Genomic DNA, 18,717 nt, shown 5'->3' with positions numbered 1-18,717 from the left:
ACTAATGTCCCTATCTGGGGGACTATCGGCTAGGAGAGATACTCTCAGGTCCTTTTGTCTTCTTCCCTCATACGTCCCCCTAACTGATTGGAGCTCTCTAGAAGGACAGCAAAGGTTACCTTTCCGCTAAGTTTTGAGAGCTCAGTGCACATCCTTCTAATCCCAACCTGCAAAAAATCCCTCTAGACGAATGGGCTCTTCGTATTCTTGCCACCGGGCCGTTACCTCCGCTGGGATAGCACCTTCACCACTTTGATAATGAGTTGTAGCCAACGCCCGGAAACGTGCACTGGTTACCTGCGCCACCGTGCGTCCATTGTGGTTTTTGAGGACGACGTTCCCACCGAGTCCCTCGGTATCTCGAACCAGCACAAAGCCTTGCGCATCTTCTGCTTCAGGATGCGCCGGCGCACTCAACCGCATCTGAAAACGGGCGCGTTCCATTAGCTTCATATCGTCTGAGCCCTTTATTTTCACTCTGGGGTCGGCAGCAAAAAGTCCTGCTTCTTCGCCCTCGCCAGGCAACACCACGTGGGTATCCGGCTGCGCTAGCCAACCGATTATCACGGCGTCGGCAACTCCCACCGGCCAGGTGGAGTAATCGGCAGGGAAAAGAACCACGGTATCGGGAACCTCAAAAAATGCCTGGGACGGGCGCGCCAGCGGATGCGTAATCCGCCGCGCTAATGCGCGCGTCTCCACATTCTTTTGCGCATACGCCTGCTCTTTATCTTCGTAGCGAGCGCCCCAATCGTTCTCTGGGTGGTCGGCAATGGCTGAAGGTTGATGGATAAATTGGGCGCCGGCGTTCCAACACCGCCAGGCAAATTCCCAGTCCTCTCCCCCGTAGCCCACGATGGTGGCATCGAAACCACCAACACGTTCAAAGAAGGCTCGGGAACAGGTCAGTACGGCTGAGATGATGAACCGCCAGGAGGAATCATTGGCATCGAGTAAGTCATCGGTGGCTTGCCATGCCTCGCGGAGCCATCGAGGTTCTTGCCCATCGGAATGCAAGCGGGTGCCGACCACCACCGCCAGCGGGTCTTTTTTCACGGGGGCAACGGCGCTGCTCACATAATCGGGGCGAGGCACCGTATCCCCATCAATAAAGGCGAGGATTTCTCCGCTGGCTGCAGCAGCTCCCAGGTTGCGGGCGGCTGCCGCTCGAAATCCCCGATTTTCCTGGCGGACGATTCGAACGGGAGTCTCTATCCTTTCGGGGATAAGGGGTGGCTGCATCGAACCGTCATCAGCTACGATGCATTCGAGACGACCGGAGTAGGTTTGCGCATCCAGGGCTTCGAGGAGCCGATTGAGCCCTTCTTGGTTCTCAAAGTAGGGCACCACGACCGAAACGCTGGGCAAGCTGTGCGTTGTTTTAGCCAAGAGAACCCTCCCATTCTGCCCGAAAGGCAGCGGCGACGTCGCGCCACGTCCAGTCGGTGGGTGGTTCAGTGGCGAGCGCGAAATCAGCGGAGAGATGCTCTACCGCTTGCCTCCACCGGTCATCAGCCACCAGCACAATGAAGTCACCCCAACGGTCTGCCAGCTCCCGGCTATAGGCGGTGTCTGCCACCAGAACGCGCCGTCCTAAACTAATCCACTTCATCAGTGACCCTGAAGCAGAGAAATGCCGGTGGGCGCAGACGGGAATTTCGGTGGCGAGCATATGCCGCTCCAGTTCTTCCTCAGGCAAAAAACCGGTGACGCTAAATTTCACGCCTGCACGATGGGCGGCGTCGTTGAGTTCGTCAACGAGATCGTCGTGACCTGCAGAAATCCCACCCAAAGCGCGGACGCACGCACCGGTACCTGCCAGAGACTCAATGAGCTCGCGGTGCCCTTTGCCGGGGTAGAGAAAACCCATGACTGCTAGCTGTGGATAATCTCTTTCTGCACCGGATGCCCCTGCAGAACCATTGAGGCACTGCTGTAGTTTTTGTGCCGGTTCTGCATTGAGTTTTTCGCGCTCAGACTGGCTCAATACCGGTTGAGGTAGCGGTAGCGGGATGATAACCGGGCGTACATCGCTACCCTGCTCAGCAAAGAATTCTGCCTCATGCTGGGAGTTGACCGCCACGACGTCGGCAAGTTCGCCCAGTCGGAGATAGGCTCCAGCTCGCTCGTGGAAACGTTCCGCACCTTCCTGGGGCTGGGGAATATCGTGAAAGGAGATGCTAAGCGGCGCTCCCCCGGCAACCCTTTCCACTCGTTCAATGGCTACCTGAGGATTTTCGCCCCAGAGATGGTCGGTGAAGCAAAGGTGCACGCCAGAGGGAAAATCTAGAGGTAACGCTTCTTCAAGTTCCGCCGCCGTTTCAAAGCGAAGCGGGGTAACTCCCATCTCATCGCTGAGGCGGAGCGCGTACTCCACGACTCCGTGTTGTTGAGGACCTACCACGAGATGCTGTGGTTCTTTCATACACTCTTTCCTTTCGGCGCAGCAGAGACGGCCGGTTCCGAAGAGTCTCCAGGATTATCCGGCACCTCAAAACCCAAGAGAGTCAAGAGTTCCCCGTGGCGATTCAGAGCAGCCTGCACCACCTCGGGGTGCTCTTCATAGAATTTCAATTGAGCTTCCCGAATTTCCTCAGCATCTATCACCTCGCCATTTTCAGTCCATTCGCCCCGGCGCGCTTTCGCGCCTAGCGCCTGCGCCGCCTGCTCGTCAATCGGAGATTGTAAGTGCCCCAAGAGTTCCTCATCCGGTAGCTGCACCTTATGAGCCTCAGCCAGCTGAGGGTCAATCGCCCGCAGTACCCGATGGGCAAGCGCGGCAAGCGTTTCATTAGAAGGATGATTGAGCGTATGCCACACGGGAATATCGAGCAGAGTATCGGAGATAGACACACAACCGTGAGCGCGCTCGCGGCTTGCAAGTTGCTCCACCGTTTGGTTCAGGGCACCGGCGAAGTCAGGTGTGCCAGGGCGTGATAGCTGCGCGTGCTCAGCGATGAGGCGTAGGTCGTGGTAGGGCACCACCGGCGGGTTCAAGGCGGGGTTCTGCGGCGAGCGCACAATGGCGATATAGGGGTTCAGCGCATTGAAACGTAGAACAGGGAACTTCACGACCCTCCCATGAGAAGGGAGGTATTGGGCAAGCTGGTCGGTACCGCAGGGCAAATCGCGGTAGTTATCGCGCACCGGCTGACTGATGAGCACATCCGTATCGGCCAAGAGATGGCGCACAAAAGGTAAGTCTGCTTCGTCCCACTCGTGAATAGGTGGAATACGGAAAGAGCGCACAGCACCGGTAGTTGCCAGCAGAATACGCAGAGATTCAGCCTGGCAATTACCCACCACAGCGACGCGCGGCGCGGAGATTGCGGCGTCGTGACTGGTTTCTAGATTGTCGGCAATTTCGCGGAGCTTATAGAATTCCCCAAAGTGATAGTCGCGAGGCGTGGGCGATTCACGGCGAAGTTCAAGGGCTAGTTCAGATGAATTGAGGTGTTTCACGGCGGCCTTATCTTATGGGTGCGCGGGGCTGAAAACTGCGTTCGTAAGAAGTAGAAAATTAGCTCACATATATTTCATCATCATACTTCCTAAAATAGCGTAAAGTGGTATATACAACATTTGAGACGAGTGAATTCTTGCTCGGCGTGAGTGAAAGGAATTCGCGCTCTTGGCTCTTCTATCTATACCTTCTGAGCACCCCTACGTGCGCTCGATTTACCCCCGCGCGATAGCTCACGACGTCCCCGTTCTCGACGATCCGATTCTCGATCCTGCAGAACCGGCACGCTGGTGGCCCCACCCAGCTTTTGAACGTCAGTGGTGGGAGAACAATACCGCCGATACGCCTCGCCATCTCAAAGATTCGATTACAGCGGTACACGTTCATTTTGGTTTTGAGCACCTCAGCGTGGAGCAAACCCAAGATTTCATCGATACGCTCAGAGACCAGCGCATTCCACTGATTCTTACCGTGCACGATATTGATAACCCGCATTTGGCAGACCAGAGCGATTACCACCGCCAGCTTGCTATTTTGCTAGGCGACGCCGCTCGGATTTTCACGCTCACCGAGTTAGCTAAAAACCGCCTGGTCACAGAATTTTCAGTGCGTGCCGCGCGCATCAGGGTAGCTCCCCACCCGCGCGTCGTACCTTCAAGTGAACTACCTGCACCCGCCGCTGGTGAGGGCGTGGGCGTATTTCTCAAATCAGTGCGCAGCAACGTAATTCACGACTTTACTTTCTACCGGGATATTGCCGCCGAATGTGCCAAACGCAGCCAATCTTTCCGGGTTTTTATTCACCGGGACCAAGCGGAATCAGAACTTTTCCGCCAGCTAGAGAGCTACCCCGGCATCGAGTTGATTGCCCACGATGAGATGAGCGATTCCCAACTATATGCAGCAGTTGCCGGATGCGCCGCCGTCATTCTGCCCTACCGCGGCGGTACCCACTCAGGGTGGCTGGAGATGTGTCGCGATCTCGACGTGCCAGTAGCCGTACCCGATTGCGGATGCTTTGCCGGACAAGCGGATTCTGCCGACGCGGTACGGGTTTTCCCCACCGGCGACGGGCACCAGGCGGGAATCGCTGCAGCAGAACTAGCCCAGACCGGTCACATACCTTTTTCCGGCGACCGCGACGCCCAGCAAAAAGAGATAGTAGCTCTGCACCGGCACATCTACGAAGCACTACTAGGGCCCTCTCTAAACATTGCGCTGATTGGCCCCGCCCGCTTCCCTATCAAGGAACCCTACGCCGGCGGACTAGAAGCATTCTGCGCCCTCATCGTAGAAGCGTTCCGCTCCTACGGCCACCGCGTAGATTTCTACGCCGCCCAAGGATCGGAGGGCAACTGTCCAGCCGTCGAATTTCCCGGGGTGAACTGGGAAGGACACGAAGATGACCAAACCGATCACACCTACCCACCGGGTGAAAGAGAAAAAGAAGACGCCGTTTTTAAGCAGCTACGCGAACATCTAGAAGCGGATCTTGCGGCAGGGCGAATCGACGTCATCCACAACAACAGCCTGCACCCCGAATTCTTTGGCACCGCCGTCGCGCCCTCGATGGTCACGACCTTGCACACTCCCATGCTGGACGATTTACAAGAAAGTATTGACGAGGGAGTCCAGACCGAATGGGGCGCGGGGCTCTTTGCTGCGGTCAGCGCTGTTACCGCATCTACATGGAATTTGCCCACCCCCGCGTGCATTATTCCCAACGGAATCGACGACCGCCTGTGGAAACTCGGCCCCGGCGGTGAGCGCGCCATCTGGTTTGGGCGCATCACACCCGAAAAAGGACCGCACTTCGCCATCGACGCCGCGCGCCAGCTCGGTCTGCCGCTCACCCTGGTGGGCAGATTAGGCACACCGCGCTACTTCGAAGAAGAAATTAGGCCCCGTCTAGGCGAAGATATTGAGCTGCTCGGTAGCACCAGCCAAAGCCACCTCAACGAGCTAGTAGGAGCCAGCGCCGTCTCCTTCGTTACACCCCAATGGGACGAACCGTTCGGCATGGTCGTCATCGAATCCATGGCATGCGGCACCCCAGCCGTCTCCTTTGCCCGTGGCGGAATCCCCGCCATTTTGAGCCCCTTCCCCCAGCTTTTAGTAGAACCCCAAGACGGCGCAGACGGGCTCGCCCGCGCCGCCCGCCAGGCACTCACCATGAACCGACAGGAACTCTCCGACTGGGCCCGCTCAGAATTCAACAACCGCAGACTGGTCGAAAGATACACCGCGCTTTTCGCGCAGGTGATTGGGATAGCAACAGAAGAAGACGCAGCATGAAACCTGTGATTGGCATGTACGCCCATCACCAGGGCGCCGGACATCTCCAACGGTGTAGGGCAATCGCGTCTGCTCTCGATGCTGAAGTCACCATTCTGTCATCCCTTACCGATGCCGACGTCGTGTTGCCACTAGATGTTGACGATTCCTACCCCGCCCAGGACGCCGAAGCTGGCGGAACTCTCCACTGGGTGCCCCTGCATGTGGCGGGTTTGCGCTCGCGCATGGCAATGATTGCTGGCTGGATTGAGAAGCATCAGCCCGACGTCTTTTTTGTAGATGTGTCGGTAGAAGTTGCTCTGCTAGTACGCCTGATGGGCGTGCCGGTGGTCACCATAGCCATGCCCGGCAACCGTGACGACTTCCCCCACCAGTTGCAATACCACCAAGCAGCTGCGCTAATTGCCGTCCAGCCGCCGGGTTTAGAGACTCCCCCGCACCTTCAGGAGTTTGCACATAAGTTACATGCTGTCGGTGGGATTTCCCGCTTTGAGAACCAGCGGTCTAGCGAGCCCGTCATCTTTGAGGGGGCGGAACGAACCGCCGTCGTGATGCAGGGGCAGGGCGGCACAGAATGGACAAGCGAGTATTGGGAGGAAGTCCAGCGCGCCTGTTCTGGCTGGAATTTTATTTTTCTTGGCGGCGATTACCGTGTGGAAAATCCGCTCCCTTACCTACAAGGCGCCAATGTGGTGATCAGCGCGGCGGGGCAAAATTCGGTAGCAGATATTGCGTTAGCCAATGTCAACGCGGTATTTCTGCCGCAACCCCGCCCTTTCGATGAGCAGTATGCCACCGGCAAGCTACTGGAAGAATTGGGGATTGCCCAGGTTTTTGTTGACCCCCCCGCACCAGATTGCTGGCCAAAAATTTTAGAGAATGCCACGGCAACCGAGCCTCAGTGGGAACAATGGCAGATGAACGGGGCAACTCAGCGTGCCGCCGTCGTCCTCGAAGAAGTAGCCCGCAGTGTAGCCCCGATGCAGGAGAATTCATGACGACCGTAGTAACCCTTGCTGATTTCAACCGCCGGGAACGTGTAGTTGCCCAGCATGAATACTTGCTGCAGACCGCGCACGATACGGGGGAAGAACCGCCCCGCCATGGTGTAGTTATTCTGGGACCGGAGAGGTTCGCGGTAGACGGCGTACAGATTATTGCGCACCTTTCCGACCGCCAGCCCCACTTGGCAGCGGCACGCAATCTTGCTGGCGACTGGGCTACTGGCAATGGATCGGGGCGGAGCAGGGCGAACGAAACTATCATCTTTCTCGACGCAGACTGTGTGCCGGGCTCTGATTTACTCCGCCGCTACCGGCAGGCTCTAGAGCAGGAGCCGAGCGCGGTGGTCACCGGCCCCATTACTTACTTGCAGGAGGCTGATTCTCAGCTTGAGCAGATTCGCGCCGGGGCACAGAGCCCCTCGTGGCTGGGTCAACTGCGACAGCCGCATCCCGCGCGTCCTGAGATAGAAGGGACGCAGATGCGCAAAGCAACGGAGCAGGAGTACGACGTTTTTTGGTCGCTGACCTTCGCGCTCACTAGTGCAACGTGGCGGCGCATCCGCCGCTCGTGGGGTGGATTCGATGAGACTTTTCGCGGGTACGGCGGGGAAGATACCGATTTTGGCTGGCAGATGCGTGAGCACGGTGTGCCCCTGTTTTGGGTAGGAGGTGCCGATGCGTTTCATGTGTGGCACCCGGTTTCATCGCCGCCTTGGGAGCATCTGAACGACATCGTGGAGAACGCCAACCGCTTTTTTGCCAAATGGGGCAAATGGCCCATGAAGGATTGGCTAGATGCTTTTGAGCGCGACGGCGCCGTACAGCTCATGCCGACCGTAGGCAAATACGCGGTGGTGAAGTAGAGCTGTTATGAGTATTCTGCCTTACCAAGGTTGATTTATATGGTTTTGTTTACCTTTCCAGAAGGTTGGACCTTTGTTCGTCTGCCTCGATAATTTTTTCTAGGGTATTTCACAGCAGAAATTATGAGATGTTATACGCTCCATCCTTTTTCAAGAAGGATGAGCAAAGAATCCGCCGATTCTAGATTCTTGCTGGCCCATGCCAGCCCCAGAACAGCGTGATAGAGAGACATACCCGTCACGTCTTCGCGCACGTCTCCCTCTTCTTGGGCACGCTTAATAAGGTGATCCATATTTGTAATAATTGCTGAACAATGGACTCCAAGTGGGGAAGAGTAATTGTTTTCGCTCGCCTCTAAAAGGGGCTGCGTGAGACTTTCATAGGATCGCATCCAACCCCACAAAATAGATATCCAGATACGGAGGGCTTCCCGGGCGGTTGAAGTCTGTGCCAGCAATTCTTCAACCGCTGGGAGATCCGTATGACGAGTGTCAATAATCTCTGCGATAAGCAATTCTCGAGTAGGAAAGTGGCGGTAGAGAGTACCAGCTCCAACGCGAGCAGCTTTTGCTACCGCATCCATGGAGAATTGTGCTCCCACATCATCCATGAGTTCTGAGGCGACCTCTACGATTTTCTGACGGTTTCTCACAGCGTCTGCACGCATAATACAGGCCTCCTCTATTACTTTTTAGATTGTCAATTGATATCCGGAGAGTGTATCCATATAATAACAAAAGTAAACGGAAACCATCTCCACTTGAAAGAAAATCGCATGTCAGATGAAAAAAGATGATTATCGGTATGGCAAATTTTTCCGCCGCTGGATCTCAAGCCCTTGCCTGGCGAGATTCCGAGTCTCATTCGAGTAGCTACCCTGATTTTGAGGGATACGCACACTCCGCCCAATTAGCCGAGAAAGGAAAATTCCATTTTCTCTTCCTGGGCAACTTCCCCGGCATGTTGCCGGATAATAATGCGGAACCACCTTCGATGACTCCTGATCCGGTGGTGACTATTGCCGCCATGGCAGCAAAGACCTCACATATCGGCTTTGCAGCAACAATTGCCAGCGAATGGCACGAACCCTTTAACGTTGCTCGGCAATTCAAAGCCCTCGATTCTTACACAGCAGGTCGCACGGCGCTCAATGCCGTAACTGGTTCAAATCCGCAAGCAGCGGCATTGGGTTGATCAAAGATATTCCTACTGTTGCCGCTTTGGTTGAACACCTCTTTGAGGATACGACGCTCTAAACCCATGAGGGTATGCGCGGGGTGAATTTACTCCCAGAATATAAGCACCAATGTTCTTCACCCGTGAAGAACATTGGTGCTTATTCTTGTAACAGATTTATAGTATGAGCCTAAAAACACTCCCTACTATAAATAGAATTTGAGCAAAAGGAATCCTTTAGTCGTCTGTAACAGTTACGGTAACAGGGATGTTATTGCGGGTAGCGTTGGAGTAGGGGCAAACCTGATGAGCTGCATCAGCTAGTTCTTGAGCTTCCGATGCGTCCATTTCCGGAATCACCACTTCAAGCTCTACCGCAAGACCAAACCCCTCCCCCTGCTTGCCAATAGAAACTTTTGCACCTACAGAAGATCCTTCGATATTTTTCTTCTGGGTGCGAGCTACCATTTGCAAAGCAGAGTGGAAGCATGCAGCGTAACCAGCTGCGAACAGTTGCTCAGGGTTGTTTCCCTTACCACTCCCTCCCATTTCTTTGGGGACAGCGAGATTTGCTTCGAAGGTTCCATCACTCGTACGAACGTATCCGTTTCGACCTTCACCAGTAGCTAGTGCTTCGGTGGTGTAGAGAGTTTCCATGATTTTTCTCCTTATCCTAAACAATAAATCTTATATAGATTGTACACAATTTAATAGCGCAATATATAGTTAAGATTATGGCTTCACAAACTTCTCTTGCTCTAGATAATCAGTTATGTTTTTCGCTGTACCGCGCGCAACGTCTAGTCACCCGCACCTACCATCAGCTGCTTCAAGAACTTCATCTCACCTACCCCCAGTATCTGGTTATGCTGGTGCTCTGGGAAGAAGGAGGCGAACTGGGAATGAAGGAACTGGCAACCCGACTTGAACTTGATTCTGGAACCTTAACCCCTCTCATTAAGAGACTCATCGCCTTGAATCTTCTACAAAAAGAACGGTCTGCAGAGGATGAAAGAAGGACGATTCTTCGCTTAACTGAAGCTGGACACTCTTTGCACCATAGGGCTGAACAGATACCCGAACAATTGCACGCCCTATGTACAGGTGAAGGGGTTAACCTGCCCGTCTTAAAAAGCGAGTTGGATTCTTTGGCACGTAGACTAAGCTCATAAAAATACTCCATAGCTTCCGAGGAAAGAGTACAGGAGCCCATCTACAGGGGAGGGAAGGTAATCTAATTCCTATGCCCCACATTCAAAGTTCTGACCGTCAGAGGCCAGCAGGGACTTCTGGACCTGCTCGCGATGTATCCCTCAATAGGCGTATTCTTGACGCGGTACTCGACCTCTTGGAAAAACAAGGTTACAGCGCCTTTAGCATGAATCAAGTGGCAGCTCATGCGGGAGTGGCTAAATCAACTATTTACCGGCGATGGGCGTCTAAAGAAGACCTTGTAGCTGATGCTCTTGAAGGGATTATGCTCCCGAAAGCGTCCGAAGAAGAAGTCAGACCAACAAATCTGCGGGATGACTTGGTGGTTTCATTAATCCACAGTTCTGGTTGCCTGCAACGAACCGATCATCGTTTCGTTCGATTGTTTTCTGGTGTTAATTCTGCTGCCCCAGAGGTGGGCAAGGCTATTACGGGAAGATATATTGCCCATCAGTATGAGGCTTTGAAAAATTGCTTACTTTTAGCCTGCGGCAGAGGTGAACTATCTGCAGCGAAGACGGCTGATTTGCTATCCCCAGGTGATCTTAAACTTGCGGCTATCGTTTCTCTTTTAATCGCTCAAGATGATGTATTGGGGAAAACTCTCGATGAAAAAGGAATTGCTCAACTCGTGGATGGGGTGTGCCTGCCGCTAATGACGCAAGGGTAACTGAGAGTAGAAGGTTAAGCCCTGGGCTTATAGAAAAAAAATACTTGCACTCCTAACCCGATACCGATAGTCTCTAGTTTCAATAAGAATACTTCACAGCAGAAAGATGAATACCTCATAACTGAGAAAATACAAAAAATCCTGGTAACAGGGGCAACCGGCATGCAAGGAGGCGCTGTAGCCCGAGCACTATTAGCTCACGGGCTTGAAGTAACCGCGTTCGTTCGCAACAGCGAATCTGGTCCCGCCCAAGAACTTAAAGCACTAGGCGCGAAACTTGCTATGGGAACCATGGATGATATGCAGCCCCTCGAAGCTGCCACCGCTGGACAAGATGCAGTATTCTCTATGCAACCATCGGGCGCTGCCCCTGGTGTAGAAAGTGAACAGGCACATAACATCGCCAGCGCCGCCCACAAGAACGGTGTGAAACAGATTATTCATACCTCTGTATCTGCAACAGGTTGGCGGGAGAAAGGTTTCGATTTCGAGCACAAGTCCCCCATTATGATTGCTTACTGGGACGACGAGGAAGATGCAGAGCGCGCAGTAAGAGAGTCTGGGGTTAAGTTTTGGACCATTTTGAAGCCTGCCTTCTATATGGAGAACTTCATCCCTCCCAAGGGTGACCTGATGTTCCCTGATTTGAAGGATGGAAAGTGGTTACAGCTACCAATATCGAATCCACTAAACTCCCGCTGATTAACTCGGAGAACTTAAGAGCACAGCGTCTTACGAAAGTAAGGCGCTGTGCTCTTTTGTCTGCTACCCCTAGAGGCACAGGAATTAAACTTAAACAAAAAACCGCTTTCCCTATTTGACAAGGAAAAACGGTTTTTCAGTGGCGGAGGATGGGGGATTTGAACCCCCGAGGGCGTGAACCCAACACGCGTTCCAGGCGTGCGCCATAGGCCGCTAGGCGAATCCTCCAGGCTGTTTGCTTAGTTATAAAAATAACTTCACGAAAGCGAACAGATACGAGCTTACCCTATCTTTTGGTGTCCTGGCAATTCGTCCGTGAGTGAGGGAATACAGGGTTCGTCACATTTATGCTCCTTTTCCAGCTGCTTTTCAGTATGAATCCTTAAAATGGTGAATGACCTCAGATATAAGAGGTATAGATAATTTTCTCCTCAAGAAAGAAGAACTCACCGTGAGTAATCAAGAACTAACCAAGAATCCCACTGCCGACCCCGCAGAGGACAACGCATTCTTCCCCTCCCCCTATTCTTTGAGCCAGTACACCGCCAGCAAAACCGACTTTGATGAGGTTCTGCGCTCCAATGGGGAAGGCAAGGGGAAGAAAGTTCTCGTTATTGCGACCGAAGAGCGGTACATGCTAATGCAGAACGACACCATGTTCTCCACTGGCAACCACCCGGTAGAAACCCTGCTTCCCCTACATCACGTGCACGAAGCCGGCTTCGAAATTGAAATTGCCACGTTGACCGGTGCACCCGCAAAGTTCGAGTGGTGGGCATTCCCCAGCGAGGACGCCGCTGTCGTCCCCACCTGGGAAGCTTTGAAAGAGCAGTTCAAGGCGCCGGCACGTCTGTCCGATATTGCTGCGAACCTTAACGGTTCAAGTGATTATGCAGCGGTCTTCATTCCCGGCGGTCACGGCGCCATGCTGACCATCCCCCAATCTGCTGACGTCCAGAAAGTTTTGGACTGGGCTATGGAAGAAAACAAGCTCATCGTGTCCCTGTGCCACGGCCCCGCAGCCTTCCTTGCCGGTTCTATCAACCGTGAAAAATCACCGTTCGCTGGTTTCAAGATGTGCGCTTTCCCCGATTCGCTAGACGCCGGCGCGAACATCGAAATCGGCTACCTGCCCGGCAAAATGCCCTGGGCTTTGGGGGAAGCTATGAAGGATGCCGGCATCGAAATTGTGAATGATGACATGACCGGCGCCGTCCACCGCGATCGCAACGTGCTCACCGGTGATAGCCCACTGGCTTCCAATGAGCTGGGTAAGCAGATGGTTCAGGCTCTATTGGACTAATCCCCTCATAAGGACTGGTAGCGGGCAGTCATTTGTCAGAAAACTGTCTCTCCTGTAAACTCTTATATGCCCCTTACGTGGCATCATCTTGGAAAACTCCCCCAGGGCCGGAAGGCAGCAAGGGTATCTGAGCTCTGATGGGTGCGTAAGGGGTCTTTTTGTATCTTCTCGCCCTGTGTGAAAAATGCTTATCTTGTCAGTGGTAATCAGTAAACTGAACTCAGATTCTTTATCCGCCACACGAACGTATAGGGTTGAGCTGTGAGTACCGCACTTTATCGCCGTTACCGTCCGGAAACGTTTGCCGAGGTCATCGGCCAAGAACACGTCACCGAACCTCTCATGACCGCGCTTCAAAACAATCGTGTGAACCACGCGTATCTGTTTTCTGGTCCGCGCGGGTGTGGAAAGACAACCTCCGCCCGAATCCTCGCACGTTGCCTTAACTGCGCCGAGGGTCCCACTCCTACACCCTGCGGCGTCTGCGATTCATGCGTTGAGCTGGCTCGGGACGGCAGCGGATCGCTGGACGTCATTGAAATGGACGCTGCCTCGCACGGCGGTGTGGATCATGCTCGTGATTTGCGCGAGCGCGCAACATTCGCCCCGGTTCGTGATCGCTACAAAATTTTCATCATTGATGAGGCACACATGGTCACCCGTGAGGGTTTCAACGCGTTGCTGAAAATTGTGGAAGAACCACCGGAGCACATTAAGTTTATTTTTGCGACGACCGAGCCCAACAAGGTGTTGGGAACCATCCGTTCGCGTACCCACCATTATCCCTTCCGCCTTGTTCCGCCGGAAACCCTGCATGACTATCTGGCGAAACTCTGCGAAGAAGAGGGAGTCAAGGTTGAGGACGGCGTACTGCAGCTCGTAGTGCGCGCCGGTGGCGGTTCGGTGCGTGACTCGCTGTCGACTCTCGACCAACTCATGGCTGGCTCAGGTGAAGAGGGTATTACTTACGATCTTGCCGTTGCGCTGTTAGGGTTCACTCACGCTGAGCTTCTAGATGAAGTAGTCATCGCGTTCGCAACCGGTAACGCTGCCGATGTATTCACAGCCGTTGACCGCGTGATTCAAACAGGGCAGGATCCCCGCCGTTTCGTCGAGGACTTGCTGGAGCGATTCCGCGATTTAATTATTGTTCAGGCTGTTCCTGAAGCTGCTGAGTCCATTTTGCACGGCATGAGCGCCGATCAGATTGGGCGTTTGCGGTCTCAGGCCTCCGCATTTGGTGCAGCAGAGCTTTCGCGCGCTGCGGATGTAACTAATGCTGGATTGAATGAGATGTCCGGTGCGACGTCGCCGCAGCTCCACCTGGAGCTATTGTGCGCTCGAATTCTTTTACCCGCCTCAGATAAAACAGTGGGCGGAGTGGGTGCGCGTCTAGATCGTCTAGAACGACGCGTGGCGAACGGAGATATCCCGGCACCTACTCAAGCGCCTGCACAGGCACCCGTTCAGGTGGCCTCTGCACCGGTTGCACCCCAGCAGCAAGCCCCGTCGAACGTGGCTTCCCCTCAGGCACAGGCACAGGGCAACTCTGCGTCGCCCCCTGCCCCTGCACCCGAACAAATGAAAACCGCGCCTCTGGCCAATCTACGCAAAAAGCAGGAAGCCTCAGCACCTGCGCCGGTATCTGCATCGACTCCCCAAAACCGAGCGCCCCAGAATACTGTGGCAGCGGCTCGCAACGCCTGGTCTGAGATTGTTGACCATGTGCAGTCCCCTGCCGCACGCGAGGGATTCAGCAAGTGCGAGCCCTCAAAATTTGAAAACGGGGCACTGTATATCCGCGCTAATATCCAGACGTTGCGCCAGGTCAAAGACTTCATTCCGCAGCTCAAGACTGCTCTACGGGAGGTCATTCAGCTCGACGCCGACGTCCACGCTGAAGTAGCCAAATCAGGCGCCCCTGCACCAAGACAGCAAAATAACACTCCCCCGCTGCAACGTCCGTCCAGCGCCGGCGGCAACAGCAACAGCAACAGCAACAGCAACAGCAATGGTTCTAGCAATAGTTGGGGCAATCGAAACCAACCACAAAATCCCGCTCCTTCGCAGGGGCAGCCTCAGAATTCTCAGCCAGAAATAGCTGAGGGTCCACGCGGCGGGGAGGAAGCGTGGCGCGCCCACGGGCAGCCTCGCTCTACCGAGGCGCCTCAGTGGAGCACCGAAGATTGGAACAATCCAGTTACCGATTGGGCAGTTGCTTCAATTCCTTCTGAACAGCCCTCGGAAGAGGAAAATCACTCTCAGCCCCGCCGTTCTGAGATGAACACGGCGAATTCGATGAGCGAGAATACGCAGCCGCATCCGGGTAACGAATCCGGGCCACAGTTGCGCGTCATCGACGGCGAAGGCAACGAGAATGCCAACCGCTCACGAGTGAACCATCCGTCGTCGGGCATGTGGCAGCGCCCCGATATTGCTGCTGCTCCCACTCCTGACGACGTAGATGAAGGCGTGGCAGCACCCGTCGACACCACCGATGCTGCTAGCTCTGAACAGCTAGCTGCTGATCCCGTTACCCAGGGAGAAGAAGCTGCTGAGGAATCGGGAGAATCGTCTCCGCTGGCGGCTACCCCGGATGAGTCGCAGGGAGAGGACAACGCTCGTTACACGGAGGAGCCTGATACTCGACCTGCAAACACCGGAATTGCCGACGGCACCGCAGAGGCAGCCCCAGCAGAAGATTCAATGATTCCTGATCCTCCTCAGGCAGATCAGAACGAACCAAATTCTGAAACTTCTGCCGCTGGCACCAAGGCCAATGCGCAGTCCGGCGCATCAACCGGCTCGGAGGATGAGAATTCAGACCCAAAAGGACTAACTGAGCGCACCAGCTCACGGCAGATTGCCGATGAATACGGCAATTATGAGGGCGGACATTTTGATGATGCCCCCGCAGAAGAACCTGAATACGTTGCCGGGGTGGGTTATGTAAAGAATGAGGCGCCCTCGGGGGTCCTGCCCCCTCTGGCTCCCCAAGCTGGGCAACGGCAAGCTGATTCCGTTCCTCCTGCCCGACAAGTAGCGGAGAGTCCTCAGCCCAGGGCTGAGTCCACGCCAACCCAAAAAGTCGGCGGGTTCCGCGAGCGCTTCGCCGCCCAATTAGCTGAGGGACATCGCGCCAGTGAGAACGCTTCAGCTCCTTCGGTTGCTCGGGGCTCTCAGGAACCAGAGGACTTCTCTATTTCTGAGGAAGACGAAGCGCTGGAAACTTCAGTCTTGATTGGTCAGCGAGCGGTGGAAAAAGTACTCGGTGGTGTGGTGATTGAAGAACGCCCCCACGGTGCCTAACCCGTTAGCGTACTTGATAAACCTGTGTGATTAGGAGAAACGAATGTACGATGCTGCAGTACAAAACCTCATTGATGAGCTAGGGCGCTTGCCCGGGGTGGGGCCGAAATCTGCGCAGCGTATCGCTTTCTACATTCTGAATGCAGATAGCTCGGAGATGGAGAAACTTACCTCAGCTATCAGCACGGTCAAACGCACGGTGAGCTTCTGCGAGGTGTGCGGTAACGTTTCGGAGACTAAGCTCTGCTCGATTTGCCGCGACGAGCGTCGGGATCCTTCGGCTATTTGTGTGGTGGAGGAATCTAAGGACGTCGTAGCAGTGGAGCGCACCCGCTCATTTTCCGGTCGCTACCATGTGCTGGGCGGCGCGATTAATCCTTTAGCTGGTTTTGGGCCCGAACAGTTGCGCATCCGCGAATTAGTCGCTCGGCTCTCCGATGAACGTATCCAAGAAATTATTTTGGCGATGGACCCGAACCTCGAAGGTGAGGCTACTGCCACTTATCTTTCGCGGCTACTGGTGCCTTTGGGTATTCGAGTCTCACGCCTTGCCTCCGGTCTGCCGGTCGGTGGCGATTTGGAATACGCCGACGAAATCACCCTCGGACGTGCGCTGGAAGGTCGTCGTATTATCTCCGAGGGCAACCGCACGGTAGAGAACCACGCCGCAGAAAAGTTTGAAGAAGCAGTGGAGGAAGAAGCGAAAGAACGCGCAACCGCCGCAGCTAAGCAAGAGGTGGCACAAGAACCCGCCAAACGCTGGTCTGGATCAATGTTTGATGACCTCGAAGATACAGAGACCGCCCCCGGTCCCGACGTCGTCGCGCCTACTAAGTTGGTGCTCGAAAGTGAAACTGAACAGGGCAACTTGGCAGAGCAGGGCACGCTAAATGAGCCTCTACTGGAACAAGAGCTTGAAAAGCAGAGCGCAGAGAATCCGCAGTCTCATGAGCAAACTGGGGAACCAAAAATTCCCGGCGACCTCTCGGCTGAAGAGTCTGAGGCAGAGAAAACGTACTCCGCTGAGCATCGGGGGATAGCGCCGTCGGATGCCGATGCCAAGCGCCGCGCGTCCTACGAAGAAAAACTTGAAGAACTCAAGAAGACGCCCCTACGCACACCTAAGCCGAACGTTCCGCCTATTCCAGGAGCAACGTACGTCAACCCCTGGGGTTAGAACGAGCCAGGTCCTACTATGTGACGAGGAGAATCATGAAACACCATCTGTTATCCGAAGCACCCATCCACGGCATTTCACCGCTAGCGGCAGTGGTGCGCGGTCTACGTAAGACTTTCCGGTACTCGGGGCGTGCATCAAAAAGTGAGTATTGGTGGGCCGCAACTGCCTATTTTGTTGCGACTGTTCCGTTTGTTGTGCGCGATGTTTATGCCCAGCGTCATAAGCAGGTAGCCGAAAAAGCTCGCCAGGAGAACGCAGCCGATGAGGAGCTTGCAGAAATCTTTGGCACTGAAGAAATGCAGCTAGATTACGCGGCCGTGGATTCGTCTACAGGTTATAAGCCCTCGCCGCTGACTTGGGTTGTGGGAGGTCTTTTCACCGTTCCGCTGGTGAGCCTGAAGGTTCGTCGTCTGCACGATTCCAACATCAGCGGCAAGTGGCTACCGCTCATTGATTTTTTCCCGGCGAGCTCCTACTTCTATTCGCGTAATTCACGAGTTGCAGGCGCCCGCTTCGATAAAAGCCGCTAGTGCTCACCGTTATGAGGGTTGTTTAATCTACCACTGGTCGGGGAAAGTCATCGCGATGGCAATGAGCTGGCGCAGTACGTTGAGGTCGATGTCTTCGAGCTTGTTCACATAGACGCAGCCCATACCTTCGGGGTATTTGCCCAACTGCGGCAGCAGTTCTTTGCCTTCGGGGAGGTCTTTGAGCCCGTACAGCGAGATGTTTGCTTTGCGCGGGGAGAATGCCGTCTTGGGCCAGATGCCTTTGGTGCGCTTATTCGCCGGGGACATGTAGTTGAACTGGCTGAAGCCCACCATCGAGGGGCCCACATCACGGCCTTCTCGCCGAAGGCTTCGGTGAAAATTTTGAGTAGCTCATGGCCTTCGCGCACACGACGCGCGGTCGCGGCGGCGTCCAGAAATTCTTCAACGGGTTGGTCAGTGGGCAGAGTTTTTTGGGTAAGTTTTTCACTCATGCCGCCAGTCTAAACGATGGTGCGCTTTCACAAGATGGGCCCCGTCTTACCTACCAAATAATCGGGGAGCCAGTGATTCTCCCAGGCAGGTGCTTCGGGGTGCAGGATGGTTCCCTCCCGCGATTCCAGCTCAGTCGTTAGCCAATAATCCCCTTGAGCGTTCCGTTCAAGGTAACCGTACTCGACCATTTCACGGCGCAGATAGGCAAAGTCGCTCCATAAAGCGCCCAGAATTTGATTCACTTCTTCTTCACGATAAATACGACCGGGCACAAAAAAATTCACCAAGAAAAGCAAAACGTGAGCACGAGGTTTCCGTTTCGACGGCCACGCAGAGAACTTTTCACCCGTGAAAAATCGAGAGACCACCAACCGATGCTCGGCGAGTGCCTCCTCGCGTTGAACCAGAGTTTCCGCCGCTCGCTCTTCCAAGAGAGCGGCGCGCGCGGACGTAAAGTTTTGCCCTGTCTCTTCCATACGGGCACGAACGAGAGCTTTAAAGTTGGGGCGGGAAGTCACGTTGCATCGACTTTCTGTATCCCTAGCCTACGATTCCA

At 54.5% G+C, this 18,717-nt stretch carries 18 protein-coding genes, 1 tRNA gene and 1 other RNA gene; 12 read left to right on the top strand and 8 right to left on the bottom strand.

What is annotated here, in order from left to right; genetic code table 11:
- Positions 1-156 precede the first annotated feature (156 nt).
- The 3 genes from ACFR81_RS01095 to ACFR81_RS01085 are packed head-to-tail and all read right to left on the bottom strand — an operon-like array spanning position 157 to position 3,462.
- Positions 157-1,389 carry a glycosyltransferase gene (locus ACFR81_RS01095; RefSeq protein WP_343876293.1) on the bottom strand — a complete coding sequence of 411 codons (1,233 nt, stop codon included), beginning with the start codon at positions 1,387-1,389 and terminating at the stop codon, positions 157-159.
- The gene (locus ACFR81_RS01090; RefSeq protein WP_343876292.1) at positions 1,382-2,425 is read right to left on the bottom strand and encodes a glycosyltransferase family protein; all 1,044 of its coding nucleotides are present in this window, start codon (positions 2,423-2,425) and stop codon (positions 1,382-1,384) included. Before ACFR81_RS01090 ends, ACFR81_RS01095 begins: the two co-directional genes overlap by 8 nt.
- The gene (locus tag ACFR81_RS01085) at positions 2,422-3,462 is read right to left on the bottom strand and encodes a WcbI family polysaccharide biosynthesis putative acetyltransferase (protein ID WP_343876291.1); all 1,041 of its coding nucleotides are present in this window, start codon (positions 3,460-3,462) and stop codon (positions 2,422-2,424) included. The genes ACFR81_RS01090 and ACFR81_RS01085 overlap by 4 nt, the downstream gene beginning before the upstream one ends.
- Positions 3,463-3,631: 169 nt before the next feature.
- On the opposite strand from ACFR81_RS01085, the gene ACFR81_RS01080 reads away from it, so the two are divergent.
- From ACFR81_RS01080 to ACFR81_RS01070, 3 genes are read left to right on the top strand one after another with little or no spacing between them, the layout of a single operon-like run.
- The gene (locus tag ACFR81_RS01080; RefSeq protein ID WP_190617165.1) at positions 3,632-5,758 is read left to right on the top strand and encodes a glycosyltransferase; all 2,127 of its coding nucleotides are present in this window, start codon (positions 3,632-3,634) and stop codon (positions 5,756-5,758) included.
- Positions 5,755-6,756 carry a glycosyltransferase gene (locus ACFR81_RS01075; protein WP_343876290.1) on the top strand — a complete coding sequence of 334 codons (1,002 nt, stop codon included), beginning with the start codon at positions 5,755-5,757 and terminating at the stop codon, positions 6,754-6,756. Before ACFR81_RS01080 ends, ACFR81_RS01075 begins: the two co-directional genes overlap by 4 nt.
- On the top strand, positions 6,753-7,625 hold the full coding sequence (locus tag ACFR81_RS01070) for a galactosyltransferase-related protein (RefSeq protein WP_343876289.1): 873 nt from the start codon (positions 6,753-6,755) through the stop codon (positions 7,623-7,625). Before ACFR81_RS01075 ends, ACFR81_RS01070 begins: the two co-directional genes overlap by 4 nt.
- 131 nt (positions 7,626-7,756) lie before the next feature.
- On the opposite strand, the gene ACFR81_RS01065 is transcribed toward ACFR81_RS01070, so the two are convergent.
- Positions 7,757-8,293, bottom strand: a complete 537-nt coding sequence (locus ACFR81_RS01065; protein ID WP_343876288.1) for a TetR/AcrR family transcriptional regulator — start codon at positions 8,291-8,293, stop codon at positions 7,757-7,759.
- 137 nt (positions 8,294-8,430) lie between these two features.
- Between ACFR81_RS01065 and ACFR81_RS01060 the strand changes: the two genes are divergently transcribed.
- Entirely contained in the window at positions 8,431-8,820 is a 390-nt protein-coding gene (locus ACFR81_RS01060) for an LLM class flavin-dependent oxidoreductase (RefSeq protein WP_343876286.1), read from the top strand.
- Between the two features lie 219 nt (positions 8,821-9,039).
- Here the strand turns inward: ACFR81_RS01060 and ACFR81_RS01055 are convergent, their stop codons facing one another.
- Positions 9,040-9,459 (bottom strand): organic hydroperoxide resistance protein, encoded by a 420-nt coding sequence (locus tag ACFR81_RS01055; RefSeq protein ID WP_343876285.1) that lies wholly within the window; start codon positions 9,457-9,459, stop codon positions 9,040-9,042.
- Positions 9,460-9,536: 77 nt separating this feature from the next.
- Between ACFR81_RS01055 and ACFR81_RS01050 the strand changes: the two genes are divergently transcribed.
- From ACFR81_RS01050 to ACFR81_RS01040, 3 genes are all read left to right on the top strand, one after another.
- On the top strand, positions 9,537-9,974 hold the full coding sequence (locus ACFR81_RS01050) for a MarR family winged helix-turn-helix transcriptional regulator (RefSeq protein ID WP_343876284.1): 438 nt from the start codon (positions 9,537-9,539) through the stop codon (positions 9,972-9,974).
- Between the two features lie 71 nt (positions 9,975-10,045).
- Positions 10,046-10,684: a TetR/AcrR family transcriptional regulator gene (locus tag ACFR81_RS01045; protein WP_343876283.1), complete on the top strand. Its 639-nt coding sequence runs from the start codon at positions 10,046-10,048 to the stop codon at positions 10,682-10,684.
- A gap of 60 nt (positions 10,685-10,744) precedes the next feature.
- Complete coding sequence (locus tag ACFR81_RS01040; protein ID WP_343876327.1) at positions 10,745-11,386, top strand: SDR family oxidoreductase; 642 nt, start codon at positions 10,745-10,747, stop codon at positions 11,384-11,386.
- A 140-nt stretch (positions 11,387-11,526) separates the two neighbouring features.
- Here ACFR81_RS01040 and ACFR81_RS01035 read toward each other — a convergent pair.
- Positions 11,527-11,614: transfer RNA gene (locus ACFR81_RS01035), tRNA-Ser, on the bottom strand.
- A 223-nt stretch (positions 11,615-11,837) separates the two neighbouring features.
- Here ACFR81_RS01035 and hchA point away from each other — a divergent pair.
- The 5 genes from hchA (at position 11,838) to ACFR81_RS01010 (ending at position 17,708) form a co-directional block, all read left to right on the top strand.
- A complete protein-coding gene (hchA, locus tag ACFR81_RS01030) occupies positions 11,838-12,689 on the top strand; it encodes a glyoxalase III HchA (RefSeq protein WP_343876282.1) in 852 nt (283 codons plus the stop codon).
- 65 nt (positions 12,690-12,754) lie between these two features.
- Positions 12,755-12,849: signal recognition particle sRNA small type (gene ffs, locus ACFR81_RS01025), an RNA gene on the top strand.
- Positions 12,850-12,950: 101 nt separating this feature from the next.
- Positions 12,951-15,998 carry a DNA polymerase III subunit gamma and tau gene (locus ACFR81_RS01020; protein ID WP_343876281.1) on the top strand — a complete coding sequence of 1,016 codons (3,048 nt, stop codon included), beginning with the start codon at positions 12,951-12,953 and terminating at the stop codon, positions 15,996-15,998.
- A 43-nt stretch (positions 15,999-16,041) separates the two neighbouring features.
- Positions 16,042-17,175: a recombination mediator RecR gene (gene recR, locus ACFR81_RS01015; RefSeq protein ID WP_343876280.1), complete on the top strand. Its 1,134-nt coding sequence runs from the start codon at positions 16,042-16,044 to the stop codon at positions 17,173-17,175.
- 35 nt (positions 17,176-17,210) lie between these two features.
- Entirely contained in the window at positions 17,211-17,708 is a 498-nt protein-coding gene (locus ACFR81_RS01010) for a DUF805 domain-containing protein (RefSeq protein WP_343876279.1), read from the top strand.
- A 27-nt stretch (positions 17,709-17,735) separates the two neighbouring features.
- On the opposite strand, the gene ACFR81_RS01005 is transcribed toward ACFR81_RS01010, so the two are convergent.
- Complete coding sequence (locus ACFR81_RS01005) at positions 17,736-18,014, bottom strand: DUF1801 domain-containing protein (protein WP_318275088.1); 279 nt, start codon at positions 18,012-18,014, stop codon at positions 17,736-17,738.
- Positions 18,015-18,187: 173 nt separating this feature from the next.
- A complete protein-coding gene (locus ACFR81_RS01000; protein WP_343876278.1) occupies positions 18,188-18,679 on the bottom strand; it encodes a DUF2087 domain-containing protein in 492 nt (163 codons plus the stop codon).
- Between the last annotated feature and the right edge of the window lie 38 nt (positions 18,680-18,717).

Origin of the sequence: Rothia amarae (assembly GCF_042677725.1) — a bacterium.
Classification (GTDB): Bacteria; Actinomycetota; Actinomycetes; order Actinomycetales; family Micrococcaceae; genus Rothia; species Rothia amarae.
This window is presented reverse-complemented; position numbering and strand designations above follow the sequence as displayed.